The organism is Rhodococcus sp. HNM0563 (assembly GCF_012726195.1).
Classification (GTDB): domain Bacteria; phylum Actinomycetota; class Actinomycetes; order Mycobacteriales; family Mycobacteriaceae; genus Rhodococcus.
Genome location: NZ_JAASAF010000003.1, coordinates 464,559 through 487,223, shown reverse-complemented (window position 1 = coordinate 487,223; position 22,665 = coordinate 464,559). Strand labels below are relative to the sequence as shown.

The following is a 22,665-nucleotide window of genomic DNA, read 5'->3' as shown; positions in this document are numbered from 1 at the left end:
CCCGTTTCGCTGAGAACGGTGTGCTGCGTGTAATGCAAGTTACGTGCAACATGAGTAACAATCCCCACCGCAGAGATATACGTGTGTGACTAGAGTGAAGAGTGTGTCCCATGGTTTCGCGTGACTAGTGTGACGGCAGTAGCCGTCTGAGTCGGCGTTTCTGTAGAGATAAGAGTGATGATGCCGTTAACCTGGGAAAGGTCAGTGGCGTCGACGGACTGGTAGGCGACAACTGGGAGGAGGGCCGCCGGAATGCCGAACTCACTCCTGTGGATCGGGCTCGTTGCCGTGTGGTTGTTCGTCCTGGTTCCCATGCTGGTCACGAAGCGTCCTCGCATCCGTCAGACGACCGACGCCGCACTCGCCACACGGGTTCTGCATCGGGGTGACCAGAAGCCGAAGGCCCCCCGAGGTCCCGCGACAGGTCACCGCACCGATCCGAACTGGCGTCCGAGTCGTGATCACACGCACCGCCATGCGGAGGCTCGTATGAACACTCAGACCGACGACAGGCCCGACACCGAACCCGACTTCCACGACCTCGACGACGCTGCGGCGATCGACTCCGACGAGCACCGGTACGAGGCCCACGACCCCCCGGCGCGTCAGAGCGTTCCGCGCCGCCGCGGGCGAGGTGGATTCGATCCCCACGCCGATGCGGTGGCGTCGGCCGAACGATACGAGTTCCGCCAGCGCGCGGTCCTGGGTCTGCTCATCGGCTCCATCATGACTGCAGCGTTGGGCTTGATCCTGTCGCCCGTGATGTGGTGGGTATGCGCCCTCGTGGTGGCAGCATTCGTCGGTTACCTCTTCTATCTGCGCCGTCAGGTACGGCTCGAACAGGACATTCGCCGGCGCAGAATGGCCCGGCTGCAGAGGTCGGCAGCGACCGGAGTGCACGTGCGGGGCGACGGCGACTCCGGCGAGGTTCCGTCGCGGCTGCGTCGCCCGGGGGCCGTGGTTCTCGAACTCGACGACGAAGACCCCGAATTCGAGCATCTCGACGGGTACGACGACGAATACGCCGAGTACGTCGACCCGGGGTGCCTCGACCCGGGTTACGACGAACCCGACGACTTCCCCGTCCGGCACGCATCCGGTGCATGACGGACGCTGGGAAACGACTTCGGAAAGCCCGCACCACACGGTGCGGGCTTTCCTGCTTGTGAGGCCATGACCTGCGTCGATATCTTGATTTCGTGTTGAGGGTCTGCGTTTGCTAAGGTTTGCGAGTTGGTTCTACGGAACCCTCGGGGCTGTGGCGCAGTTGGTAGCGCGCTTCGTTCGCATCGAAGAGGTCAGGGGTTCGATTCCCCTCAGCTCCACAATTTCAGACGTACTAGAACACCTGACATCGGTGGAAGCCGGGGTTGGTGCGAGGGCGGCGAACGGCTCAGCGAGCTTGATCGTCGCCCTTTCGTATTCGCTGATCTCGATGCCGTCGGTGAGTGCTTGGTTCGTCAGCCGCCCCGTGGAGTGAGTGCGACGCGCCGCTGAACATCGCTCGATCAGTGGCCAGAGTCCTCTGGCACTGACCATGAATTTGCTCGTTACTGTGCGTCTGGCCGCGACTCGCGATCACTACGACCTTGTGGGTACGGGACGAGTCACTTCGCCACGTATTCGAGCAGGGCAGCGATCCCCGTAGTGAAGATGGCTTCGGTGTCGGCCCCATGTGCGACATGCAGGCGGGCGTAGGTGGGGGAGGTCTCGACGTCGATCGCCGTAGCGCGTTCGCTGTCTGCCATCGGAGCGGTCGTGGCGCTGCCAATGGCGAAGTTCGACAGTGCGTACGCCGCGCCGAGAGGATCTGGTGCTCCTGCCTGCTGGAGCAGGATCACCATGCGCTCGGAGAGTCGGAGGTAGTTTGGCCCTCGCGGTGCGCGCATCCCGATGACTTGGCAGGCCCAGCGATGGTCGGTCAGGTGCCGGTAGTAGGCGTGCATGAGTTCGAGCAGCGGTGCATCAGCGATGGCTTGGCTGATGGTCGGGTCGTTGCCGAGGGCTTCATCCAGAGCGAGGTCGAACAGGTCATCGACGGATTCGACTCGGGAATAGAGACTGGCGGGAGCCACGTCGAGTCGCGTCGCGACGGCGCGAGCGGTGAGCGCACGCAGCCCGCCGTCGTCCAGCAGGGTGACGGCGGCGCGGGCGATGTCCTGTACGTCGACAGCGCGTGCGCGGCGTACAGGCTTGCGGTGCTCCCAATAGCTCACCCTTCCAGTTTATCCGAACGATGTTCGCATTGTTATCCGCACTATGTTAGTTTTGCGGGTATGTTGGATGCCACGCTTCTCCCGCTTCGCAGCGAACACGCCGTGCTTAGAGCGATGCACACCGGCGACGCACGCCCATACGCCGAGGGGACTGCCGATGCCTCAGTACGCCGGTACGCGCATCTGCCCGAACCGGAGTACACCGAGGCGTCCGTTACAGCACTCATCAACGGCGCAATCGGCGAGCGGCTGGAGCGCGGCGACCTCGCGGTGCTCGCCATCAGCGACCCCTCCACAGGTGAGTTCGCCGGGAGCCTCGTTCTGTTCGACGTCACCGACAAGTCGGTTGAGGTTGGCTTCTGGGTGCACCCCGACCATCGCGGCAAAGGACTCGCCGGTGCCGCACTCTCCCTCGCTGACACGCTCGCCCAGCGCAGCGGACTCACCCGTCTGACAGCGCGCACCGTGCCGGAGAACCTGGCTTCCCAGCGCGTACTCGAACAGGCAGGGTTTTCGTGCGGAGCCGAAGTCAACGACGTCGCCCCCTCCGGCGAAGCGGTCGTCCTGTTGCACTACTCGCGTGAACTTGTATCGAACCCGCTGATTCCGGTGGAGACCGAACGCCTCCGTCTCCGGCTCCACGGGTCTGGCGACATGGGTTGGTTGCACCGTTTGTACTCGCAATCCAGTGTCGCGCGGTATCTGTTGGATGAGCCGTGGAGCCGCGATGACGCCGCCAAGCGGGTCAGCGAGCGACTGGCGAAGACCGGCCTCGACAGCGACGCTCGAGCGCTGGCGCTCGTTATCGAGCACGACGGAATGCCGATCGGAGATGTTCTCCTGTGGTTCGTCGACGCCGACCGCAGAGTCGCGGAGATCGGCTGGGTGCTCGACCCCAATCACGGCGGGAGAGGGTTCGCCCGCGAGGCGGTGAGCGCGGTGCTGCGGGTCGCGTTCGACCACTATCGAGTGCACCGTGTCTCCGCACAGATGGACGCGCGCAATACCGCCTCGGCCAAGCTCGCCACTGCCGTTGGAATGCATCACGAAGCGCATCTGCGCCGGGACTGGTGGAGCAAAGGTGAGTGGACGGACACCCTCATCTTCGGGATGCTTGCCAGCGACCGGTGAGCAGCACCACGCAAACGTCCCCTCAATCCTGTTGGGGAGGACCGTACGAGAGACGGTCGAAGATCAGCACACTCGCGCTGATCCTGCCGTCGCGCACCGTGAAGCATTCCGCGGCCGGGGCCGTGGCGGTTGCTGCGGTCTGTGGGTAGTAGAAGAGCGCGACGCGATCTCGGTCTGCGAAGTCGGCGATATCGGCCACACCGGTGAGTGCGGGTGCGAATGCGGCGATGAAGTCCTGGTAGGCGGCTTTGCCGTTCAGATCAATGCCCGGTGCTCGGCAGGTGATGTCGTCGGCAACGTGGGTCATGGCACGCGCGACATCCCCGCTCGTCCAGGCCCGGTGGTAGTTCTTCACGACATCGTAGGCGGATTCCTGTGGCATGGGAGACTCCCTCGATTCTCGTTCGTGTAGTGATGTCTTTCGGGTCGGTTCACTCGCCGCGCGGCTGCCACTCGTCCGGTCCGGCGTCGCCGCTGGAGCCTGCTGTGGCCAGACGGGGGAGGAAATGGTCCCATCCGTGGGCGTGCCCGCGCAGTTCGGTATCGGGAAGGCCGGAGTGGACGAGGTCGACGCGGGTGCCGCCGGCGACGGCGGTGAGCCGGAACTCGACCGTCGATGCTCCGATGGGCAGATCCGCATTCCCGGCAAATCCCCACGAGACGACCACGCGGGTCGGGTAGTCGACGTGAAGATACTCGCCACGCACCGGGTATCCGGCGATGTCGATCGCGAAGATGCCGCCGGGTCTCGGGTCGAGTTCGGCATACTGGCCCATCCACGCTGTCATCCCGGAGTTCGTGGTGAGGTACTCGAACACTGTCTCGGGCGCCGCGGCAATGTCGATCGAATCTCGGAACTCAGCCACGGTTCTCGCCCGCCCTCGCTTCGATCACGGTCTTGAGTACAGACAGCTTCCCCGGCCAGAAATCGTCGAGGTATGACCGCACTGCGGCAAGACCGTCGGTGTTCACTGTGAACAGGTGTCGTGTGCCCTCGCGTGTGCTGGCTGCGAGGCCCGCTTTCCGGAGGACTCCGAGGTGGTGCGACGTCGTCTGTTGGGACAATCCGACTTCCTCGGCGATAGAACCCACCGGGCGCGGAGCGGAGCGGATGACCCGTAGGATCGCCCGTCGATTCCCGTCGGCAAGCGCCCGTAACGCCCTATCGAGGTCCGCTGCAGCCTCGGCACCCATTGCTCGCCTCCGCTCATCGACTGCCATGAGGGTAACACAAATGAATACTTGTACTCATGTATATGTGTGGAATCGAGTGTTCAGAGTAGTGGTCCTGATTTGCTCACAGCCGCCGCAGGACCACGACGGTGTCGTCGAGTACGGCCTGTGTGCCGTCCGGGCCGACCGCGTCACGCGCGCGGGTCTCGGCGATCCGCACCTCCCAGCTACCCGGTTCGAGGTCGAGTGCCTCGATCTCTTCTTGCGGGCTCAGGAATCGGTGGTCGCCGTGCCCCTCGTGCGCATCCGCTCCTGCCCACGGTGGGAACGCGGCGTGCGAGACGATCACGAGGTGCCCGCGTGGCGCGACGAGTCCGGCGGCGTGGCGAAGCACCTCGGTGCGCGGAAACTCGACGGGCGAGTGCAGGAACGATGCGGCGACGAGGTCGTAGCTGCTGTCTTCGTGCCAGGTCGACAGGTCTGCCGCGACGAACCGGATGCGGCCGTCGGGAAGTTCGGCGTCGCGCGCAGCGTCGGTGGCGCGGCGGACGGCGGTGGTGGAGATGTCCACTCCGGTCGCGATCCAGCCGCTGCGTGCCAGCCAGATCGTGTCGGCACCCTCGCCGCAGCCGAGGTCGAGTGCAGTGCCCGGTGTCAGGCCGGATACGGCGTCGACGAGGGACGCGTTCGCGTTGCCCGACCACAGACCGTCGCTGTCGGTGTAGCGGTTCTCCCAGAATTGTGCTGGCGATGTGTCGGTGTGCATGAACTCTCCTCGTGTGCGGGCTTGCGTCACCGCCGATAATGCGACTTCATGTTGACATGAAGTCAACTGTGATCTGGACGATCGGTGAGGTGGCCGAGCGCTTCGGCCTCGCCACGCATGTATTGCGGCATTGGGAGGACGTCGGGCTGATCGCACCCGACCGCGACAGCGCAGGGCGCCGCCGGTACCGCGAAGCCGACGTCACCAGGGTGGCGGTGATCATCAGGAGCAAAGCCGCCGGAATGAGCCTCGACCAGATCCATGTCCTGCTGGCAGGGCAGACGGACGAGAGGCGCGAGGTGCTCACCGCGCACCTGGACGAGCTGGAGCGGCGGATGGCGGAGATGGCCCGCTCCCGGGAGATGACACTGCATGCACTCGAATGCCGCGCTCACGACATCGCGACATGCCCCAATTTCGCGGCAGGCGTCGCCGATCTCCTCGAGAACCCCACCGACACGCGTCCTGATTTCGGCTCGGGCCACACCATCACGGAAGACGCATCGCGATGAGTCGTTCTCGGACCCGGAACAATCTTCCGTGAGCTACCCGGCAACCACACTGTGCCGCTGAGGTAGAGCCGGTACCTCCAGCCCCAGCGAGTCACGCAAGGTACTACCCGGATACGCGGTGCGGAACAGGCCGCGACGCTGCAACTCCGGCACCACGAGGTCGACGAAGTCCTCGAGAGAATCCGGGTAGGCAGGGCACATCAGGTTGAAGCCGTCGCAGGCGCCGGCAGTGAACCATTCCTCGATACGGTCGGCGATCGATTCCGGCGTTCCGATCATGGTGGCGTGACCGCCGCCCGCAGCGAGAAATCCGAGCAGCTCCCGCAGCGTGGGACGCTGTGTCTCGATAATTCGCTGCACCGTCGCGTACCGCCCCTGCGGGCCGGTGAACTCGGAGATAGGAGGCAGGTCCGCAACCGGATCGTCGAGAGCATGACCGGTGTAGTCCTGTCCCGTGAAGGACCCGAGCTGGGCGAGCGCGCCCTCGACGTCGAGAAGAGAGTCCAATGCGGCCTTCTTCGCGTGGGCTTCGTCGTCGGTGCGGCCGACGTAGGTGACGAGACCGGGCAGTATCGCGATCGACGCGGCATCACGGCCCGCGGCGGCGGTGCGGGCCCGCAGATCGGTAGCGAACTCGAGGGCTGCCGGAAGATCCCAGGCGACCGAGTACACCGCCTCGGCGTGGCGTGCTGCAAGGTCGCGTCCGGTGTCCGAGGACCCGGCCTGGAACAACACGGGGCGTCCCTGCGGACAGCGTGGCACCGTGAGCGGGCCGTCCACGCGGAAGTGTCGACCGTGGTGTTCGATCGGGTGGATCGCGTCTGCATCGAGGAAACGCCCGGCAGCGCGGTCCGCGATCACCGCGTGTTCGTCCCACGAATCCCACAGCGCGACAATCGCGTCGATGAACTCCTCCGCCCTTCCGTATCGTTCGGCGTGGGCGGGTAGCGACTCGAGTCCGTGGTTGCGGGCTTCGGCGTCGAACATCGAGGTCACGATGTTGGCACCTGCGCGTCCACCGCTGATGTGATCGAGCGAGGCGAGCATGCGGGCCGCGTGGAACGGCGTGTAGAAGCTTGCGGACACCGTGGTGACCAGGCCGATCTTCTCCGTGGCCCGCGCCATCGCAGACAGCGCCGTGAGCGGTTCGAGAAACCACGTCGTGCCCGCCGTGTACGCGGTGTTCACACTGTGCCCGTCGGCGAAGAACACCGCATCGAAGCAGCCGCGTTCGGCGGTGCGCGCGAGTTCTTCGAAGAAGGCGATGTCGCCGATGCGCTCGGCGGCGGAGTCCGGGTGCCGCCACGCCGAAGAATGATGCCCGGCACCGTACAGAAATGCGCCCAGATGCAGGGTGCGCACCGTCATCAGTCCATCACCAGCCCACCGTCGACGACGAGGTTCTGCCCGGTCACTGCCCGCGACCAGTTGGACGCGAAGAACAGCACGGCGGCGGCGAAGTCCTCCGGCGTCGTCACCGCACGCAGCGGGGTGGACCCGGCGATCAGATCGAAGACCTCAGTAGGGGTAGCGGACGATGCATCGGTGGTGCGCAGGAGTCCGCCGGACACCATGTTCACCCGGATGCCTTCGGGGCCCAGATCCGCAGCGAAGGTGCGGGTCGTCGACAGCAGGGCTGCTTTCGCCGCGGTGTAGTCGTGGTACGGCACGACCGGGTTCTGGAACAGGTTGGTCCCGATGTTGACGATGCTGCCGCCGCCCGCTTCGCGCATGCCGGGCAGGGCGGCCTGGATGGTGTTCACCGCGCCACCGACGATGCCTTCGAGTTGTGCCGCGAACGCGCCGTAGCCGATCTCGTCGGCCTTGTCGCGGGCGTCACCGTTGAAGGAGAAGTCGGGAAGGGCATTGTTGACCACGGTGGTCACCGGACGTCCGAAGTGTTCGCGCGCCCGGTCGAACGCGGCCTGTACCTGCGTGCGGTCGGTGACATCGGCCTGCACGGCAAGTGCTCGTTCGGGGCCGATGCTCTCGGCGAGAGCCCGTGCTGCGTTGCCACTGCGCCGGTAGTTCACCACGACCGATGCGCCTTCGTCCGCGAAGGCCTGCGCGATGCTGCTGCCGAGCCCGCGGCCTGCGCCGGTGATCAGGACGATCCGATTCTGCAGTGACGTTGTGACGAGAGCCATTGTGACGCCTTCCCTTCGGAACGAGGGACACGCAGACGGCATCGGTCCACTGGCCTGTTGCCGACTCGGCATCCCTTCGCTCGCATGATCGAGATCAGGTTCTACGGGTGTGGTCTCAGCCGTTTCCGGCACCCCGTGTCGAGTTCCGAACGCCAGGTTAGCAGTGTGCACGGGCAACGACGGAGCGCGTCACGTTCCGGCACGGGCGAACAGCAACGCCAGCCACGCCCAGCCCACTGCGATCACGATCCGCTGCACAAGTCCGGCGGAGCGGGCGTCGCTTTCCCACGCCTGACCGAATGCGACGAAGCCGATGCTCAGCGCGACGGCGGTCAGGCCCGACAACCATGTCCACACCGTGCCGGGGACCGTGAACGCCGCGATGACCGCCGCTGCTGGAAGTGCGGCGAACACGACCGCACCCGCGTGGTCGTGAATCTTGTGGCGTCGCGTGTACTCCGTCGGTGTCCGGTCCGGTGTGCCCGGCGGATATCCACGCATCGCATCCATCGGAAAGAGTCCCGACACTACGAGCGCGACACCGAACACTCCGATCGTCACACCGAGCAACACGCTGCCGAATACATCGGCGACGCCGACGGATCCGAGGGCCACTACCGCACCGCACACGATGAAGTTGGTGCTCTGGATCCAGCCCCGGCGGCCCAGTGCGAGCGCACTGACGGGCTGGCGTACCGGGTGATAGCCAGGACGAGTCCACCCGTCGACGAGGAAGACCACGACGAACACCGTGAGCGCGACCGAACCGATGATCGTCACGCGGTTACTCCCACCGGAAGAGCGCCGCCGCGACGACAACACCGGTCACGATCGCCACGCCGAGCGCGACGAAATGGGCCGGATCGGCCGGACTTCCGGCCCACGCCGCGGACATGGCCTGCGTCGAGGCGCCGAACGGTAGCCACTGTCCCACCGCGGCAACGGGATCCGGGAGTGAATCGGTGCTGCCGAACAAACCGCCGGTTGCGCCGAGTGCGAAGAACGCGACGAGACCGATCGCCACCGCGGAGTTCGGGGTCGGGGAGATCGCCGCGACGATCATTCCCACCGCGTACATCGCCGCCATCGAAAGCGCGAAGACACCCAAAGCAGTGCCCGGGTGCACAGGCAGACGGGCGTCGAAGAAGACGATCGCGACGACCAGCGCCACACCGAGCCCGACCAGGGTCTGCAGCACGCTCACCACGACCTGCGCCACCAGGACCATCGCAGGCGACGCCGGCGTCACCGACAGCCGGCGCAGAATCCCCGTGCGACGGTAGTACGCGAGGAAGCTCGGCATGTTGATGACGCCGATCGTGGCGATGATGATCGTGAACACCAGCGGCAGGACGTACACATCGAGCGCCGACCGTCCGTTGATCACAATCTCGCCGCTCGCCGACGACGCACTCATGACGAGGATCAACAGCGGGAGGCCGATCGGCACGACGAGACCCGCAGTGTCGCGAGCCACCATCCTCCCTTCGCACGCGATCAGCGTCAGCCACGCTGCGAGACCGGGCCGCCGGATCTCGGTGCCGGTGTTCATACGGTGTCCTCCAGTTCTTTTCCGGTGAGCGCGACGAATGCCTCGTCGAGGTTGTTCGCCGAAGCTGCCGCAACGAGGCCGGGCGGAGTGTCCAGGGCGACGAGCCTGCCTGCGTCGAGCAGGGCCACTCGGTCGCAGAGACGTTCGACCTCTTCCATTGCGTGGCTGACCAGGAGGACTGCAACGTTGTCGTGGCGCAATCGCTCGACCGTTTCCCACATCTGTCGCCGGGCCCGCGGGTCGAGGCCGGTGGTGAGTTCATCGAGGATGACCACTCGTGGTCGTCCGGCGAGTGCCAGCGCGATCGACAACCGCTGCTGCTGGCCACCCGAGAGCTTCTCGAATCGGGTTCCTCGTTGCTCGGTGAGACCGACCATCTCCAACAGTTCTGCGGCACCGACGGGGGCCGGATAGAAGGTGCGATACAGACGGACGAGTTCGGCCACGGTCAATGCCCCGTGGAGGGTGGCCTCCTGCAATTGAACTCCGAGGAGCTGACGGGCGTGTGCACGGTCGCGGTGGGGATCGACGCCGAGAACACGCACACGTCCACCGTCGGGTGATCGCAAGCCCGCGACCATTTCGACGGTGGTGGTCTTGCCCGCCCCGTTCGTCCCGATGATCCCGAGGGTTTCGCCGACACCGAGTGTGAAGCTGATGTCGTCGACCGCGACCCTGTCTCGGTACCGCTTGCACAGGTGCTCGGCGACGATCGCCGGAGTGCTGGTGTCCATGACGCCGACGCTATGAGCCGAGCGTGCGTGCTCGCGCGTGCCGGATGTCAGGAATGCCGACCATGACTTTCGGCACCCGCTCAGCGTGTGGCCGCGGCTTAGAGTGATGTCGTGCATCGATGGACACCGGAGGGACTGTCGGGCGTGGCGATGCTCGTCGTCTCGGTCGTGGTGGGCGGACCGGTCCTGTTCGGCGGCGCTCGCACCGAGATCCCGCGCGCCGCATGGATCGTGCTGTTCGGTGTCCTGCTCGTCGCGTTGTTCGGTGCCGCTGCGACCCAACGACCGTCGGCAGGCAAGGTCTCATTCGCGGTGGCCGTCGTCTCCGGCTGGGCGGTGGTGGCGACCGCGCCGGGAATGGGGCCGCTGCCGATTCTGCTCGTCGTCGTCGCTGCCGTGAGTGTCTACGTCGTACCGGTTCGCGTGGGTCTGTTCGTGGTGGTGCTCAACACGCTCGTCATCGCCTTCGCGGCGGCGCAGCAGACCGGGGACACGGGTGCGACGATCCTGACCGCAGGTTTCTATCTCCTCATCCAGCTGGCGACGGTGTTCAGTTCGTTGTCGCTGCTGCGGGAACAGCGGATGCGGCGGGAGCTGGCCGAAGCGCACGTAGAACTCCAGGCAGCGACCGTCCTGCTGTCGGAATCCGCGCGCACCGCGGAACGACTGCGGATCTCCCGCGACCTGCACGACCTCATCGGTCACCAGCTCACGGTGCTCGCGCTCGAACTCGAGACGGCACGGCACCGCGATGGTGACCGGGCTCGTGAACACGTCGAGCGAGCGAACGGGGTCGCACGGGAATTGCTCGCCGACGTCCGGTCCACGGTGGGGGAGCTGCGAGTCGAGCCCTTGAATCTCGAGGTCGCCCTGAACCGTGTGGTGCGGGATCTGCCCGGGCTCGATGTGCAGATCGACGTCGCATCCGATGTGGAGGTCCGCGAAGAGCAGGCTGCGGCATTCGTGCGTGCCGTGCAGGAGATCGTGACCAACGCGCTTCGGCACGCCGATGCTCGTACAGTTCGCGTCGAGGTCTCGTCGGAGGCCGGAAGCGTGGTCCTGTCCGCGACCGACGACGGTGCAGGCACCCGGAAGTTGACCGTCGGCAATGGCCTGCGTGGCCTTGCTGAACGGTTCGAAGCGCTGGGCGGACATGCCACCTTCGACGGCAACGGTGGGTTCCGGGTCACAGCGAGGGTGCCGATCTCATGATCCGCGTTGTGGTGGTGGACGACCAGACGCTGGTGCGCCAGGGAATTCGGAGTTTGCTGGAGGTCGCCGAAATCGACGTGGTCGGGGAAGCGGACGACGGTCGGGTGGCCCTCGACGTCATCGCCGACACCGGCCCCGACGTGGTCCTGCTGGATCTCAGAATGCCCGGGTACGACGGTATCTGGACGCTCGATCGCCTGCGTGAGCGGGAGGTCGCGGTCCCGGTCCTCGTGCTCACGACATTCGACGACGACGCCCTCGTGCTCGATGCTCTGCGCTCGGGGGCGCGCGGCTACCTGCTCAAGGACGTCACGCTCGACCAGTTGACGCACGCGGTGCGGACCCTTGCCGACGGCGGAACGCTCATCGCCCCGTCGATCACCGACCGGCTTCTCCGTGCGATCCGGTCCGGCCCGTCACCGTCGGGGGCGGGGGCCTCGCGCGCACCGGACCTCACCGACCGAGAACTCGAAGTGCTTCGCCTGATGGCCGAGGGCTTCAGCAACCGCCGAATCTCCGAGGCACTGTTCCTCGCCGAGGGCACAGTGAAGAACCACGTGTCGTCGATTCTGCTCAAGTTCGGTGCCCGCGACCGGACCAACGCGGTGTTACGGGCACTCCACGACGGAGTTCTACGCTGAGTGGCCCGAGGACGACCCGAGCAGATCAGCGGCAGCAGTTCGGATCGAGCACCGTGCACAGGGCGTCGAGGGCTTCACCGTGGACTCGGTGATCGACGTTCATGCCTCGTCGGGTCGAGTCGACCATTCCGGCTCTGCGGAGTTGCCCGAGGTGATGGCTGACGGTTGATTCGGCCAGGCGCACCGCGCCGGCGAGGTCGCATGTGCACACCTCACCGACATCCGCTGTGAGCAGAATCGCCATCAGCTGGATGCGAGTCGGGTCGGCGAGCGCTCGTTCGGGCCGCTGATCGATCTGCCTCGGTGGGTGCACGATCTGTCCCGTTCGAGCACATCGCGCGCCTGCCGATGGACACATTGTCCTGGACCTCGCTGATCGTGCTCACGATGGTCGCGTTCGCGGTGTCCTCGCTCGGCGTGGCGGGGTTCCGCCACCGCGACCTGGAGACCACCTGACCACCCTGGGCCGGACTGCTCAGCTCAGATCGGCGAAGCGTTCGGTGTCACGGACCTGGCCGGAGACGATGATGGTGTCTCCGGCCGAGAGAACGGTGTCGGCGGTGGCGTAGGTGAAGCCTTCGCCGGGGCGTTTGATCGCAACGACAGTGACCTTGTAGGTGGAGCGGATGGTGGTCTCGGCGAGCCGCTTGCCGTGTGCGAAGGCCGGCGGGGTGGTCTTGACCATGGCGAAGCCGTCGTCGAATTCGATGTAGTCGCTCATCCGTCCGCGGACCAGATGCGCGACACGTTTACCCATGTCGTGCTCGGGGCGGATCACGTGGTGCACGCCGATCTGGGTGAGGATCTTGGCGTGCGCGTTGCTGATCGCCTTCGCCCAGATGTTCGGTACTTCCAGGTTGATCAGCGCGGACGCGGTGAGCAGGCCCGCTTCGAGGTCGGAACCGATACCGACGACTGCGCGGGCGTGCTCGGGTACCGACAGTTGACGTAGCGAATGCTCATCGGTGGTGTCGGCCACCACCGCGTGGGTCAGTCGGTCGGCGACCTTCGTGATGACCGTCTCGCTGCTGTCGATGCCGAGGACCTCGGCGCCCTGCGCCATCAGCTCGAGTGCCAACGATTTACCGAAGCGGCCGAGGCCGAGCACAACCACGACATCGGAAGCGGGTTTCCTAGCCAATGAACGGCCTTTCCACAGGGTATTCGTAACGGCGGCCACGGTGTCGGGCAGCCAGGGCGCTGACGAGGGTGATCGATCCGATGCGGCCGAGATACATCAGCAGCACCAGAATCAGCTGCCCCCAGGCGGGGAGCTGGGCGGTGATGCCGGTGGACAGGCCGACGGTGGCGAATGCGGAGGTGACCTCGAACAAGAGGACGTTGAGATCGAAGTCGGTTTCGGCGAGCAGGACGATGGTTGGCACCATGACCAGCGCGACACCGACCAGTGCCACCGACAGTGCCTGTCGCTGGACGCGGGTGTCGATGCGGCGGTCGAAGATGGTCACCGACTTCTGGCCGCGCACCTCGGCGGCGATGACGAACAGCAGCAGCACGAAGGTGGTGACCTTGATGCCGCCGGCGGTGCCGCCGCTGCCACCTCCGATGAACATCAGCACGTCGGTCACCAGCAGGGTGGCGTCGTCCATCTGGGCGTAGTCGACGCTGTTGAACCCGGCGGTGCGAGGCATGACGCCTTGAAACGTGGCGACGAGCAGTTTGTCGGCGAACGCGTACTGCTGCAGCGTCCGGGACCATTCGAGTAGCAGCACCAGGGCCGGTCCCACCACCAGCAGCACCGCGGTGACCGTCACGGTCAGCCGGGTGTGCAGGCTCCACCGACGGGAGCGGTCTTCGAGTGGGCGTCGAAGTCTGCGGCCGACTTCGAATAGCACCGGGAAGCCGATTCCGCCGAGAATCACGGCCACCATCAGCGGGATGCAGATCCACGGGTCGTCGGCGAATCCGATGATGTTGTCGCTGTAGAGGGCGAAGCCGGCGTTGTTGAACGCCGAAATCGCGTGGAACACGCCCAGCCAGAGCGCCCGCAATGGTGGTTCGTCGTATCCGAGTGCGAACCGGAGCGTCAGCGCCGCCGCGACAACGGCTTCGATGAGCACGCTGACCCGGACGACGCCGTAGACCACCGAGCGTACGTCTCCGAGCCCGGACGCCCGCGCCTCGGCAGCGGTGTTGAGCCTGGCCTTGAGTCCGATCCGGTTGGCGAGTACCAGTCCGACGAGCGAGGCCATCGTCATGATCCCGAATCCGCCGGCTTGGATCAGCGCGAGGATGACGCCTTGTCCGAACCCGGACCAGTGGACGGGGGTGTCGACGACGATCAGTCCGGTCAGGCACATGGCGGAGGTCGCGGTGAACAGGGACTCGATGACGGAGGTCTGCGCGCCGGACCTGGTCGCTGCCGGGATGAGCAGCAGGACCGAACCGATGATGATCGCCGCGGCGAAGCTCAACGCCACGACTCGGACCGGGGTGAGGGTGGCCTGCGCCGCCAGCCGGCGCCGCAGTGCAGTCCGTGTCGACGGTGCGGTGCGTTCGGTCACGCCGACGAACACTAGACCTGTCGACGCTGCTGACACAGCAGGCCTGCCAGGTGGCGCCGGAACAGGCGCATCCGGCCGTCGTTGACGCAGGACTTGTGATGGCATGCACCGAATCCCGATCCGCCTGGGGGCTCGGTAGAAGGCGAACCGCTCTTGCCACGCTGAATGTTAGTGACTAACATTCAGCGGGTGAGAAGGTCCGAACAGACTCGCGAGCGACTTCAGGCGACAGCGATCAGGCTGTTCGCCGAGGAGGGCTACGACGCCGTCACCATCGACCGCATCGTCGCCGCTGCCGGCGTCTCTCACATGACGTTCTTCCGGAATTTTCCTTCCAAGGACGCAGTGCTCCTGGACGATCCGTACGACCCGCTCATCGCAGAGGCCGTCGCCGCGCAACCGGCCGATCGCAGCCCCCTCGAACGGGCATGCAACGGAATCCTCGCCGCATGGACGCGCATCCCCGAGGAACATCTCGGCGACGTGCGACTCCGCCTGCAGATCGCGGTGTCACACCCGGCCCTTCGTGCACGGATGTGGGAGAACACCTTGGAGACCCAGGAGGCGATCGCGCACGCGCTCCGATCTCGCGGAGCGCGTGCGCTCGAAGCCGACGTGGCAGCCGGGGCGTGCGTGGGGGCACTGATGGCGGCGTTGACCGATTGGGCACGGCACGGCGAGGAGCCGCTCGGCAACCGGATCGCGCAGGCGATGCAGCTGCTGCTGCCGCAGGTCGGGTCATGACCGGCGCTGGAGTTGCGCTGCTCGAATGCCGCAACGTCCGCACCCGCTACGGCGATGCGGTCGTGCTCGACGATGTGACCACCGAGGTCAGATCCGGGGAAGTGCATGCCTTTGTCGGCCTCAACGGTGCCGGAAAGACAACACTGATGCGTCTGTGTCTCGGCATGCTCGAGCCGGACGAGGGCACCGTCCGGGTCGACGGGCGGGCACCGACAACGATGGCCGCGCGGTACTGGACCGGTGTCGGGCATCTGGTCGAGACACCGTTCGCCTACCCGGAATTGAGCGTCACCGAGAACCTGTGCATGGCGGGACGACTGGCGGGCCTGTCCACCAGGGCCGCCCGCGCCGCTGCCGACCGCGGGATCGAGGAACTGGCACTGACACCGTGGGCGATGACCGGGGCGCGGAAGCTGTCGCTGGGCAATCGTCAGCGGCTGGGCCTGGCCGCGGCCTTGATTGCCGATCCGCGTCTGCTGATCCTGGACGAGCCGACCAACGCGCTCGATCCGGCAGGGGTCATTCTGGTGCGCACGCAGTTGCAGCGGTGTCGCGAACGTGGTGCGGCCGTGATGGTGTCGAGTCACCATCTCGATGAGGTTGCCCGCGTCGCCGATCGCATCACGGTCGTGGGTGCCGGTCGCATCGTCGGGTCCCTCGATCCGGACGGCACCGACCTCGAGCGGCAGTTCTTCGATTTGGTGTATCGGGACAGCGAGGCGAGACGATGACCGGCACCGACCAGCTCCGCGTCGCCCTGGCGGTGGAATGGGTGAAATTCCGGCGAGCGCGTCCGGTATGGACCGCGACCGCGTTGCTCACGGTCGGGGTGATCGCCTTGTCCGTGGCCACCCTCGCGTCCGTGGGCGGCGCCAATCCGGCTGTTGCGAGCAAGGCTCAGTACCTCGTCGACGGCGGCGGGCAGGACGGCCTGTTCGCCGCCGCCTCCACGATCGTCTCGGTCGGCGGCATGCTCGGTTTCGGTGTGGTCGCGGGATGGGTCTTCGGCCGAGAATTCACTGAGGGCACGATCACCGGGCTGTGGGCCACCCCAGTCGCGCGGCCCGTCATTGCCACCGCCAAATTGCTGCTCCTGTCGGCGTGGAGTGTGGTCACCACGGTGGTGCTGGCCGTTGCGCTGACGGTGGCGGCCTTGTTCGCCGACCCCGGCACCCTCGGAGCCGACGTCGTCGCGCTCGTCGGCAAGTTCACCGCCATCGCCCTACTGACCGCCGGACTGGCGATACCCTGCGCATGGGTCGCCACCGTCGGACGGGGTTACCTTCCGGCGATCGGAGCGATCATCGCTGTCGTGCTCGTTGCTCAGATGACGGTCATGGCGGGACTCGGCGGCTGGTTCCCGTTCGCTGCCCCCGGGGTGTGGGCGGCGGGAACGCAGGCCGGCACGGTAACGGGAGCACAATTGGCTCTCACACTCATGGTTCCCGCCATTTTCGCGGCCTTGACGATCCGATCGTGGCGCCGACTCACCCTGACGCGCTAGGTGTAGTTCCCTCGAGAGACACACGCTCCGGTACGAATCGTTTCGGACAGGTTGGGCACACGATAGGGTGATCGGCGGTGTGCCGGGAAGTCTGGTCGGCGAGCAGATGAGCGCTGGACCAACCAGGGAGACACCGTTGAATGCAGACAGGGTCCTGAAGCGGGTATTCGGGGTGAACTCGGTCCGGACCGGACACACTGTGCAGCTGTCGTGATGGTCGCCAAGAAATGGCGTAGCCACTCGAAGGGGACGGACTTACTCACCCAACGACCCTGGTTTGCGTTGGTGGGCGTGTTGCAGGTGCCGCAGCCGCAGACCAGCCCCGGCCGGGCGATCGTCCGCCGAATCGGGTACGCCCTGACCGCCCTGACTCTGGTGGTGCTCGTGGTCTACCTCGACCGCGACGGCTACACCGACGCCCAAGACAACGAGCTGTCACTGCTGGACTGCATCTACTACGCGACGGTGTCCCTGTCGACCACCGGCTACGGCGAGATCGCCCCAGTGACCGACCACGCACGAATAGTCAACATTCTGCTCGTCACACCCCTGCGGATCTTCTTCCTGATCGTACTGGTCGGCACCACCTTGTCGGCCCTGACCGAAAGCTCCCGCGACGCCTGGCGCATCCAACGCTGGCGACGCCGAGTGCGCAATCACACCGTGGTCGTCGGCTACGGCACCAAGGGACGCGCAGCCGTGGACGCGATGCTCGGCGACGGCCTGCACCCGTCAGGGATCGTCGTCGTCGACACCGACCCGGCCGTCCTCGAAACCGCCACCGGCCAGGGGCTGGTCACCGTGCAGGGCTCGGCCACGAAATCCGATGTACTGCGCCTCGCCGGGGTACCGCACTGCACCTCGATCGTCGTCGCCGCCGACCGCGACGACACCGCGACGCTGATCACCCTCTCCGCCCGCGAACTCGCTCCCACCGCGAAGATTGCCGTGGCGATCCGCGAATCGGAGAACATCCACGTGGTGCGCCAATCAGGGGCCGACACCGTGGTCATCACGTCCGAAACCGCCGGGCGCCTGCTCGGGGTCGCCACCGCCGCACCGAGTGTGGTGCAGACCATCGAAGAGCTGCTCACCCCCGAAGCCGGATTCTCCATCGCCGAACGACCGGTCGAATCCGACGAGATCGGCCTTTCGCCGCGAGACCTACCGGACCTCGTTCTCGGTGTCGTGCGCCACGGTCACCTGCTGCGCGTCGGAACCCCCGAGGCGGGCACCGTCGACGTCGGCGACAGGCTGCTCTACATCCGCCGCAACTCGGGCTGACACCGCCGGATCCAGGTGTGGGCCGTCAGTATCTGCGAGAAAGTACCCGGCCCACTCCCACCGGACCGCAGGTCTCCCGTCTGCAACGAGAACGTCAGAGGGCATCTCGCGCTCCGTCGTAGAGGTCGGCGTAGCGCCGCCAGCCGTACAGCGTGAGCGCCATGGTGGCAGCTACACCGACGACAGTCGGAGCCTTCCGACGGTGCCAGGCCGCGAGGACGGCTCCTCCGAGGGCGACCACGCCTAATACGTTGAGCGCGCCCATCGTCCGGTCCAGACCAGGTTGGGCCAGCCAGCGCTCCTCGCCGAGAATGGCTCGGGTGGCAAACGATCTCCGGTCGGCCGGCTCGGGGGTCATGATCGGGTTCATCGCGAACCAGACCAGAACTCCTGCGGTCACGTCCGTCCTCCGGGTCCAGAACGGTGCGGCCACCAGCGGTACGGTGAGTAGTCGGCTCCAAGCACTGACCGGGTGGGCGTGCCGGACGAACATCCAGTGACGCAGTTGCTGCGCTCGATTCATGATCATTCCTCGATGTCTGCACCCGCACGCGGAGCGGTCCATGACGCCTCCGTTCGGTGCGCATACCGGCTTCTCTGGGCAACTGCGTGGACAACGACCGCCGCGCGGATCGATCCCGGTGCGGTACCGTATGCAGCGGTGCGCCGGGAAGTCTGGTCGGCAAGTAGGTGATCATACTGTCGACCCTGGAGGGCCCGTGTTCTCGTATTATCCTGTCCACACCACCGCTGGCGGCGGCGATGCGCGATCGGCGCAGTGACCGAATCTCGAACCAGGTATCCGTACCGCAGTCCCGGTGACCACGCCGCGGTGCAGGCTGCATGTCGCCGTGCGCTGACCGACTCAGGTCTCCCATGCGAGGTGCAGCTCGTCGACACTGCGCAGGGAGCCACCGGTGTCCTGGTCGCCGGACAACCATCTGCATTGCCACCCGTCGTGCTGGTACCCGGAGCGGAAGCCCCAGCCGTGACCATGACCGCGGCGATCGAGGCGATCGGACGGTCGCGGCAGGTCTTCGTTCCCGACCCGCCCGGGATGCCCGGTCTGAGTGCACCTAAACAACCGGAACGCGATTTCTGGGCCTCGTACGGGTCCTGGCTCGACACGGTGCTACCGGCACTCACGCCCGATCCCGTGATGCTGGTGGGGCACGGACTCGGAGCCGGCATCGCCCTGGCCGCCTCGCGTGAACACCAGGTCACGCAGCTCGTTCTGATCGGCCCACTCGGACTGTCCCCGGTTCGACCTTCGGTGGCGGTGAGATGGCGCCGGTGGCTATGGAGGGTCAACGCCGACCACCAGGCCACCGGTAGGCTCCTGCAGTCCCTGACCGCAGCCGGTTTTCGGCCCGACCCCGCAGCACTCGCGGTGTTGTGCGTGATCGGCGCGCACTACCGGCCCCCGCACATTCCACATCGGTTTCCCGAGGAATCGGTTCGACGGTGGACTCACCGCACGCCGCTCACCGCGGTCGTCGGCGAGTACGACCCCGTCCTGACCGGTCCGGCACTTCGCGCGCTGGCAGCGCGGCTGCCCACCGCATCGGTCCGCATGCTCGACGGCGTCGGGCACCTGTTGCCGCTCGAAGCGCCGGACCGTTTCGCCGAGCTGCTCGACCGTGTGACGACCGCACGGTCGGCACCGCGCAACGACCACCCCTGATGACTACCCGCACTCTCGAGGACCCCTCATGCCCAAAAGGTTTTCTGCTCTACCGTTCCTCTCCCGCGGCTCCTGGGACGACTCCCGTCGGGTGGCGGAGATTCTCCGCAAGGAAACCGTCGGCGGAATATTGCTGCTGATCGGCGCGCTGGCCGCGTTGATCTGGGCCAACACCGCTTGGTCCGACTCCTACCACGCGTTGCGCGATATCACCGTCGGCCCTGCTGCACTACACCTGGACCTGTCCCTGGGCACATGGGCAGCAGACGGGTTGCTCGCGGTGTTCTTCTTCGTGGTCGGTGTCGAACTCAAACGTGAATTCGTCGAAGGCAGTCTTCGCGATCCACGTCGGGCAGCGATGCCCGTTATCGCCGCACTCGGCGGAATGGTGGTCCCGGCGCTGATCTTCGTCGCGATCAATGTGCGTGGCGGGGCCGAGTCCTTGAGCGGGTGGGCCGTCCCGACAGCCACCGACATTGCCTTCGCGGTGGCCATCCTCGCCGTGATCGGGACCCACCTGCCGTCGGCCTTGCGGACTTTCCTGCTTACCCTCGCCGTGGTCGACGACCTGCTCGCCGTGACCGTGATCGCGATTTTCTACACCGATGAGATGAACCTGTTCTATCTCGGAGCAGCACTGATCCCACTGCTCGCCTTCGGTTTCGCGCTCAAAAAGGGCGTGCATGCCTGGTGGTTGCTGGTGCCCTTGGCGGTCGCGGCGTGGGTGCTTGTGCACGAATCAGGGGTGCACGCCACCATCGCCGGCGTCCTGCTCGGTTTCCTCGTCCCCGTCTCCCGCGATGCGGATGGAAAGAAGGTGTCCGTCGCCGAGCACATCGAACACCGGATTCGACCGCTGTCGGCCGGCCTCGCGGTCCCTGTGTTCGCGTTCTTCGCCGCCGGCGTCACGGTCGGTGGCCTCACCGGCTTGACCGAGGCGCTCACCGACACCATCTCACTCGGGGTGATCGCCGGATTGGTGCTCGGCAAGGTCGTCGGCATCTTCGGTGTCAGCTATCTGGTGGCCCGATTCACCCGCGCACATCTGGACGACGAGTTGAGATGGGTCGACGTCCTCGGGGTCGCGTTGCTCGGAGGCATCGGGTTCACCGTGTCCTTGTTGATCGGTGATCTCGCGTACGGTGCGGGCACAGTCGCCGCAGACCATGTCAAGGTCGCGGTCCTGGCCGGTTCGTTGCTCAGCGCCGCCCTCGCCTCGGTGGTGCTGACCATCCGCAACCGCGCTTACCGTCGGATCATCGCCCTCGAACAGGTCGACGACGACGGTGATGGAATTCCGGACGTCTACCAGGGACGGTGAACAGCCATGCCCTCCACCGAGTTCCGCAGATCACCCTGGTGGACAGCGACCACTGTCGACTCGCCGGAGGCGCTGGTCAAGTGCATGCTGTGGCCGGTCGCGGTGATGCTCGTGATCCACCGCACGGTGATTCTCGCCGTCAACGGTGCCCGCACCGACGATTTCACCGGGGTGTACCGGGCTGCGGTCGCGTTCTGGAACCGCGAACCGGTCTACACCGCCGCCTACCAGCACGTTGACCCGCATTACCTCTATCCGCCGTCCGGATCCTTGCTGATCGCACCGTTCGCGGTCTTCGAGCCGGACAGTTCACGGTGGCTGTTCATCGGTGTCAACGCGGTTGCAGTGCTGATCGCGGTGTATCTGGTGGTCCGGATGTTCGGATTCACCGCACACTCCGCAGCGCTACCCGTGGTGATCGTGCTCGCCTTCGCATCGGAATCGGTGACCAACACTCTGGTGTTCACCAACATCAACGGGGTCATCCTGCTCGGCCAGATGGCGTTCTTGACGTTGCTGCTTGCCCGGCGAGATCTGTGGGCCGGTGTGGCGATCGGGCTGACATTCGCGATCAAACCGATCCTGGCACCGTTGTTGCTGCTTCCACTGTTGCGGCGCCAGGGCAAGGTGTTTGTTACTGCCGCGGCGGTGCCGATTCTGCTCACCGCGCTGGCGTGGCCATGGGCCGCTGATCCGTGGCAGTTCGTCGAACGCACCGTGCCCTATCTGCTGCAGTCCCGGGATTACTTCAACAGTTCGATCACCGGTAACGGCAGCTACTACGGGCTGCCGGATCTGTTGATCCTGTTGCTCCGGGGTGGTTTCGCGCTGTTGGCCGCGGCCACGATGTATCTGCTCTACCGCTACCATCGCCGCGATGACGTGTTCTTCGTCGTCACCAGCGCCGGGGTGCTGATGACAGCCTCATTCCTGCTCGGTTCACTCGGCCAGATGTACTACTCGATGCTGCTGTTCCCGTTGCTGATGAGTGTGGTGTTGCCGCAGTCGGTGCTACGTAACTGGCCGGCGTGGCTCGCGGTGTACGGGTTCCTCAGCGCCGACGAATGGTATTCGGGACGGTGGGTCGAAGCCGGACGGTTTGCGGAGTACATGCGTCCGACGTGGGGTTGGTCGTTGCTGCTCATCGTGATCTTCGCGGTGCTGCTCGACCGTCGCCTCGACATCCGGCGCCGGGACTCGGTCTCCGCCGGCCGCGACGTAGACCCATGCGCCGACGCCGTGGTGGTCGGAAGGTGAGGTCGCACGTCGACACCGTCGGCCTGTGAGGAGCGTGTCGATCTCGCAATCGCACGTTCGGCTATGGCACGGACCAGGAGAAACCGGCACACTATGTGTTATGGATCACAGGATGAGTGACGACGAATTGCGGCGGGCCATTCGGGTGCTGCGCGAACGGGCGGATCTGGCGCGTAACGAGGGACGCGACGACGACGCCGACATGCTCGAGAAGACGATTCACGGTTACCAGGAAGAGATGTCCCAGCGGCTCTGACGATCG

At 65.8% G+C, this 22,665-nt stretch carries 28 protein-coding genes, 1 tRNA gene and 1 riboswitch; of the genes, 15 read left to right on the top strand and 14 right to left on the bottom strand.

Features of this window, described 5'->3' with window-relative positions; all coding sequences use genetic code 11:
• Positions 1-252: 252 nt before the first annotated feature.
• Both glpR and HCA61_RS09290 read left to right on the top strand, forming a co-directional pair.
• The gene (glpR, locus tag HCA61_RS09295; RefSeq protein ID WP_169687841.1) at positions 253-1,107 is read left to right on the top strand and encodes a gephyrin-like molybdotransferase receptor GlpR; all 855 of its coding nucleotides are present in this window, start codon (positions 253-255) and stop codon (positions 1,105-1,107) included.
• A gap of 145 nt (positions 1,108-1,252) precedes the next feature.
• Positions 1,253-1,325 (top strand) — tRNA-Ala (locus tag HCA61_RS09290).
• 282 nt (positions 1,326-1,607) lie between these two features.
• Here HCA61_RS09290 and HCA61_RS26805 read toward each other — a convergent pair.
• Positions 1,608-2,216 (bottom strand): TetR/AcrR family transcriptional regulator C-terminal domain-containing protein, encoded by a 609-nt coding sequence (locus HCA61_RS26805; RefSeq protein ID WP_169687840.1) that lies wholly within the window; start codon positions 2,214-2,216, stop codon positions 1,608-1,610.
• Between the two features lie 60 nt (positions 2,217-2,276).
• On the opposite strand from HCA61_RS26805, the gene HCA61_RS09280 reads away from it, so the two are divergent.
• On the top strand, positions 2,277-3,347 hold the full coding sequence (locus HCA61_RS09280; RefSeq protein WP_169687839.1) for a GNAT family N-acetyltransferase: 1,071 nt from the start codon (positions 2,277-2,279) through the stop codon (positions 3,345-3,347).
• Between the two features lie 22 nt (positions 3,348-3,369).
• Here the strand turns inward: HCA61_RS09280 and HCA61_RS09275 are convergent, their stop codons facing one another.
• The 4 genes from HCA61_RS09275 to HCA61_RS09260 form a co-directional block, all read right to left on the bottom strand.
• On the bottom strand, positions 3,370-3,729 hold the full coding sequence (locus tag HCA61_RS09275) for a nuclear transport factor 2 family protein (RefSeq protein WP_169687838.1): 360 nt from the start codon (positions 3,727-3,729) through the stop codon (positions 3,370-3,372).
• 49 nt (positions 3,730-3,778) lie between these two features.
• Positions 3,779-4,213 carry an SRPBCC domain-containing protein gene (locus HCA61_RS09270; protein ID WP_169687837.1) on the bottom strand — a complete coding sequence of 145 codons (435 nt, stop codon included), beginning with the start codon at positions 4,211-4,213 and terminating at the stop codon, positions 3,779-3,781.
• Positions 4,206-4,568, bottom strand: a complete 363-nt coding sequence (locus HCA61_RS09265) for a metalloregulator ArsR/SmtB family transcription factor (protein ID WP_240959051.1) — start codon at positions 4,566-4,568, stop codon at positions 4,206-4,208. Before HCA61_RS09265 ends, HCA61_RS09270 begins: the two co-directional genes overlap by 8 nt.
• A 76-nt stretch (positions 4,569-4,644) precedes the next feature.
• Positions 4,645-5,286, bottom strand: coding sequence for a class I SAM-dependent methyltransferase (locus HCA61_RS09260; protein ID WP_169687836.1), 642 nt, complete (start codon positions 5,284-5,286; stop codon positions 4,645-4,647).
• Between the two features lie 56 nt (positions 5,287-5,342).
• Here HCA61_RS09260 and HCA61_RS09255 point away from each other — a divergent pair, with 56 nt between their 5' ends.
• Positions 5,343-5,798: a MerR family transcriptional regulator gene (locus tag HCA61_RS09255; protein ID WP_169687835.1), complete on the top strand. Its 456-nt coding sequence runs from the start codon at positions 5,343-5,345 to the stop codon at positions 5,796-5,798.
• A 33-nt stretch (positions 5,799-5,831) separates the two neighbouring features.
• Here HCA61_RS09255 and HCA61_RS09250 read toward each other — a convergent pair whose 3' ends face one another.
• The 5 genes from HCA61_RS09250 to HCA61_RS09230 form a co-directional block, all read right to left on the bottom strand.
• A complete protein-coding gene (locus tag HCA61_RS09250) occupies positions 5,832-7,169 on the bottom strand; it encodes an LLM class flavin-dependent oxidoreductase (protein ID WP_169688009.1) in 1,338 nt (445 codons plus the stop codon).
• Complete coding sequence (locus tag HCA61_RS09245; RefSeq protein ID WP_169687834.1) at positions 7,166-7,945, bottom strand: 3-oxoacyl-ACP reductase; 780 nt, start codon at positions 7,943-7,945, stop codon at positions 7,166-7,168. The genes HCA61_RS09250 and HCA61_RS09245 overlap by 4 nt, the downstream gene beginning before the upstream one ends.
• A 54-nt stretch (positions 7,946-7,999) precedes the next feature.
• Positions 8,000-8,091, bottom strand: a riboswitch (TPP riboswitch).
• Between the two features lie 43 nt (positions 8,092-8,134).
• Positions 8,135-8,725: a DUF998 domain-containing protein gene (locus HCA61_RS09240; RefSeq protein WP_169687833.1), complete on the bottom strand. Its 591-nt coding sequence runs from the start codon at positions 8,723-8,725 to the stop codon at positions 8,135-8,137.
• Between the two features lie 4 nt (positions 8,726-8,729).
• Positions 8,730-9,497 (bottom strand): ABC transporter permease, encoded by a 768-nt coding sequence (locus HCA61_RS09235; RefSeq protein WP_169687832.1) that lies wholly within the window; start codon positions 9,495-9,497, stop codon positions 8,730-8,732.
• Positions 9,494-10,231 (bottom strand): ABC transporter ATP-binding protein, encoded by a 738-nt coding sequence (locus HCA61_RS09230; protein WP_169687831.1) that lies wholly within the window; start codon positions 10,229-10,231, stop codon positions 9,494-9,496. The genes HCA61_RS09235 and HCA61_RS09230 overlap by 4 nt, the downstream gene beginning before the upstream one ends.
• Positions 10,232-10,342: 111 nt before the next feature.
• Here HCA61_RS09230 and HCA61_RS26800 point away from each other — a divergent pair, with 111 nt between their 5' ends.
• Both HCA61_RS26800 and HCA61_RS09220 read left to right on the top strand, forming a co-directional pair.
• Entirely contained in the window at positions 10,343-11,443 is a 1,101-nt protein-coding gene (locus tag HCA61_RS26800) for a sensor histidine kinase (protein ID WP_206039805.1), read from the top strand.
• Entirely contained in the window at positions 11,440-12,084 is a 645-nt protein-coding gene (locus HCA61_RS09220) for a response regulator transcription factor (RefSeq protein WP_169687830.1), read from the top strand. Before HCA61_RS26800 ends, HCA61_RS09220 begins: the two co-directional genes overlap by 4 nt.
• Positions 12,085-12,109: 25 nt before the next feature.
• Here HCA61_RS09220 and HCA61_RS09215 read toward each other — a convergent pair whose 3' ends face one another.
• Positions 12,110-12,397, bottom strand: coding sequence for a metalloregulator ArsR/SmtB family transcription factor (locus HCA61_RS09215; protein ID WP_247272842.1), 288 nt, complete (start codon positions 12,395-12,397; stop codon positions 12,110-12,112).
• Here HCA61_RS09215 and HCA61_RS09210 point away from each other — a divergent pair.
• Positions 12,388-12,540, top strand: coding sequence for a hypothetical protein (locus tag HCA61_RS09210; RefSeq protein WP_169687489.1), 153 nt, complete (start codon positions 12,388-12,390; stop codon positions 12,538-12,540). The genes HCA61_RS09215 and HCA61_RS09210 overlap by 10 nt on opposite strands.
• Before the next feature lie 19 nt (positions 12,541-12,559).
• On the opposite strand, the gene HCA61_RS09205 is transcribed toward HCA61_RS09210, so the two are convergent.
• Positions 12,560-13,225 carry a TrkA family potassium uptake protein gene (locus tag HCA61_RS09205; RefSeq protein WP_206039804.1) on the bottom strand — a complete coding sequence of 222 codons (666 nt, stop codon included), beginning with the start codon at positions 13,223-13,225 and terminating at the stop codon, positions 12,560-12,562.
• Positions 13,218-14,609, bottom strand: a complete 1,392-nt coding sequence (locus HCA61_RS09200) for a potassium transporter TrkG (protein ID WP_247272844.1) — start codon at positions 14,607-14,609, stop codon at positions 13,218-13,220. Before HCA61_RS09200 ends, HCA61_RS09205 begins: the two co-directional genes overlap by 8 nt.
• Positions 14,610-14,798: 189 nt before the next feature.
• Here HCA61_RS09200 and HCA61_RS09195 point away from each other — a divergent pair, with 189 nt between their 5' ends.
• The 4 genes from HCA61_RS09195 to HCA61_RS09180 all read left to right on the top strand — a co-directional run bounded on the left by HCA61_RS09195 (position 14,799) and on the right by HCA61_RS09180 (position 18,141).
• Positions 14,799-15,353, top strand: coding sequence for a TetR/AcrR family transcriptional regulator (locus HCA61_RS09195; RefSeq protein WP_169687827.1), 555 nt, complete (start codon positions 14,799-14,801; stop codon positions 15,351-15,353).
• Entirely contained in the window at positions 15,350-16,084 is a 735-nt protein-coding gene (locus tag HCA61_RS09190; RefSeq protein WP_169687826.1) for an ABC transporter ATP-binding protein, read from the top strand. The genes HCA61_RS09195 and HCA61_RS09190 overlap by 4 nt, the downstream gene beginning before the upstream one ends.
• A complete protein-coding gene (locus tag HCA61_RS09185) occupies positions 16,081-16,857 on the top strand; it encodes an ABC transporter permease (RefSeq protein WP_169687825.1) in 777 nt (258 codons plus the stop codon). The genes HCA61_RS09190 and HCA61_RS09185 overlap by 4 nt, the downstream gene beginning before the upstream one ends.
• A 213-nt stretch (positions 16,858-17,070) precedes the next feature.
• Positions 17,071-18,141: a potassium channel family protein gene (locus tag HCA61_RS09180; protein WP_169687824.1), complete on the top strand. Its 1,071-nt coding sequence runs from the start codon at positions 17,071-17,073 to the stop codon at positions 18,139-18,141.
• 94 nt (positions 18,142-18,235) lie between these two features.
• Here the strand turns inward: HCA61_RS09180 and HCA61_RS09175 are convergent, their stop codons facing one another.
• Positions 18,236-18,664: a DUF6653 family protein gene (locus HCA61_RS09175; protein WP_169687823.1), complete on the bottom strand. Its 429-nt coding sequence runs from the start codon at positions 18,662-18,664 to the stop codon at positions 18,236-18,238.
• Positions 18,665-18,919: 255 nt separating this feature from the next.
• Between HCA61_RS09175 and HCA61_RS09170 the strand changes: the two genes are divergently transcribed.
• From HCA61_RS09170 to HCA61_RS09155, 4 genes are all read left to right on the top strand, one after another.
• Positions 18,920-19,825, top strand: a complete 906-nt coding sequence (locus HCA61_RS09170) for an alpha/beta hydrolase (RefSeq protein ID WP_169687822.1) — start codon at positions 18,920-18,922, stop codon at positions 19,823-19,825.
• A 28-nt stretch (positions 19,826-19,853) separates the two neighbouring features.
• On the top strand, positions 19,854-21,146 hold the full coding sequence (gene nhaA, locus HCA61_RS09165; protein WP_169687821.1) for a Na+/H+ antiporter NhaA: 1,293 nt from the start codon (positions 19,854-19,856) through the stop codon (positions 21,144-21,146).
• Positions 21,147-21,230: 84 nt separating this feature from the next.
• Positions 21,231-22,403, top strand: coding sequence for a glycosyltransferase family 87 protein (locus HCA61_RS09160; RefSeq protein ID WP_240959111.1), 1,173 nt, complete (start codon positions 21,231-21,233; stop codon positions 22,401-22,403).
• A 112-nt stretch (positions 22,404-22,515) separates the two neighbouring features.
• Positions 22,516-22,659 (top strand): hypothetical protein, encoded by a 144-nt coding sequence (locus tag HCA61_RS09155; RefSeq protein ID WP_169687488.1) that lies wholly within the window; start codon positions 22,516-22,518, stop codon positions 22,657-22,659.
• Positions 22,660-22,665: the final 6 nt, after the last annotated feature.

Bases quoted from the DNA above. Each gene is read 5' to 3' on its own strand.
- nhaA (WP_169687821.1), top strand. From the start codon at position 19,854: ATGCCCAAAAGGTTTTCTGCTCTACCGTTCCTCTCCCGCGGCTCCTGG.
- HCA61_RS09175 (WP_169687823.1), bottom strand. From the start codon at position 18,664: ATGAATCGAGCGCAGCAACTGCGTCACTGGATGTTCGTCCGGCACGCC.
- HCA61_RS09180 (WP_169687824.1), top strand. From the start codon at position 17,071: ATGGTCGCCAAGAAATGGCGTAGCCACTCGAAGGGGACGGACTTACTC.
- HCA61_RS09265 (WP_240959051.1), bottom strand. From the start codon at position 4,568: ATGGCAGTCGATGAGCGGAGGCGAGCAATGGGTGCCGAGGCTGCAGCG.
- HCA61_RS09260 (WP_169687836.1), bottom strand. From the start codon at position 5,286: ATGCACACCGACACATCGCCAGCACAATTCTGGGAGAACCGCTACACC.
- HCA61_RS09185 (WP_169687825.1), top strand. From the start codon at position 16,081: ATGACCGGCACCGACCAGCTCCGCGTCGCCCTGGCGGTGGAATGGGTG.
- HCA61_RS09275 (WP_169687838.1), bottom strand. From the start codon at position 3,729: ATGCCACAGGAATCCGCCTACGATGTCGTGAAGAACTACCACCGGGCC.
- HCA61_RS09220 (WP_169687830.1), top strand. From the start codon at position 11,440: ATGATCCGCGTTGTGGTGGTGGACGACCAGACGCTGGTGCGCCAGGGA.
- HCA61_RS09245 (WP_169687834.1), bottom strand. From the start codon at position 7,945: ATGGCTCTCGTCACAACGTCACTGCAGAATCGGATCGTCCTGATCACC.
- HCA61_RS09160 (WP_240959111.1), top strand. From the start codon at position 21,231: ATGCTGTGGCCGGTCGCGGTGATGCTCGTGATCCACCGCACGGTGATT.
- HCA61_RS09190 (WP_169687826.1), top strand. From the start codon at position 15,350: ATGACCGGCGCTGGAGTTGCGCTGCTCGAATGCCGCAACGTCCGCACC.
- HCA61_RS09235 (WP_169687832.1), bottom strand. From the start codon at position 9,497: ATGAACACCGGCACCGAGATCCGGCGGCCCGGTCTCGCAGCGTGGCTG.
- glpR (WP_169687841.1), top strand. From the start codon at position 253: ATGCCGAACTCACTCCTGTGGATCGGGCTCGTTGCCGTGTGGTTGTTC.
- HCA61_RS09255 (WP_169687835.1), top strand. From the start codon at position 5,343: ATGAAGTCAACTGTGATCTGGACGATCGGTGAGGTGGCCGAGCGCTTC.
- HCA61_RS09280 (WP_169687839.1), top strand. From the start codon at position 2,277: ATGTTGGATGCCACGCTTCTCCCGCTTCGCAGCGAACACGCCGTGCTT.
- HCA61_RS09230 (WP_169687831.1), bottom strand. From the start codon at position 10,231: ATGGACACCAGCACTCCGGCGATCGTCGCCGAGCACCTGTGCAAGCGG.
- HCA61_RS09155 (WP_169687488.1), top strand. From the start codon at position 22,516: ATGAGTGACGACGAATTGCGGCGGGCCATTCGGGTGCTGCGCGAACGG.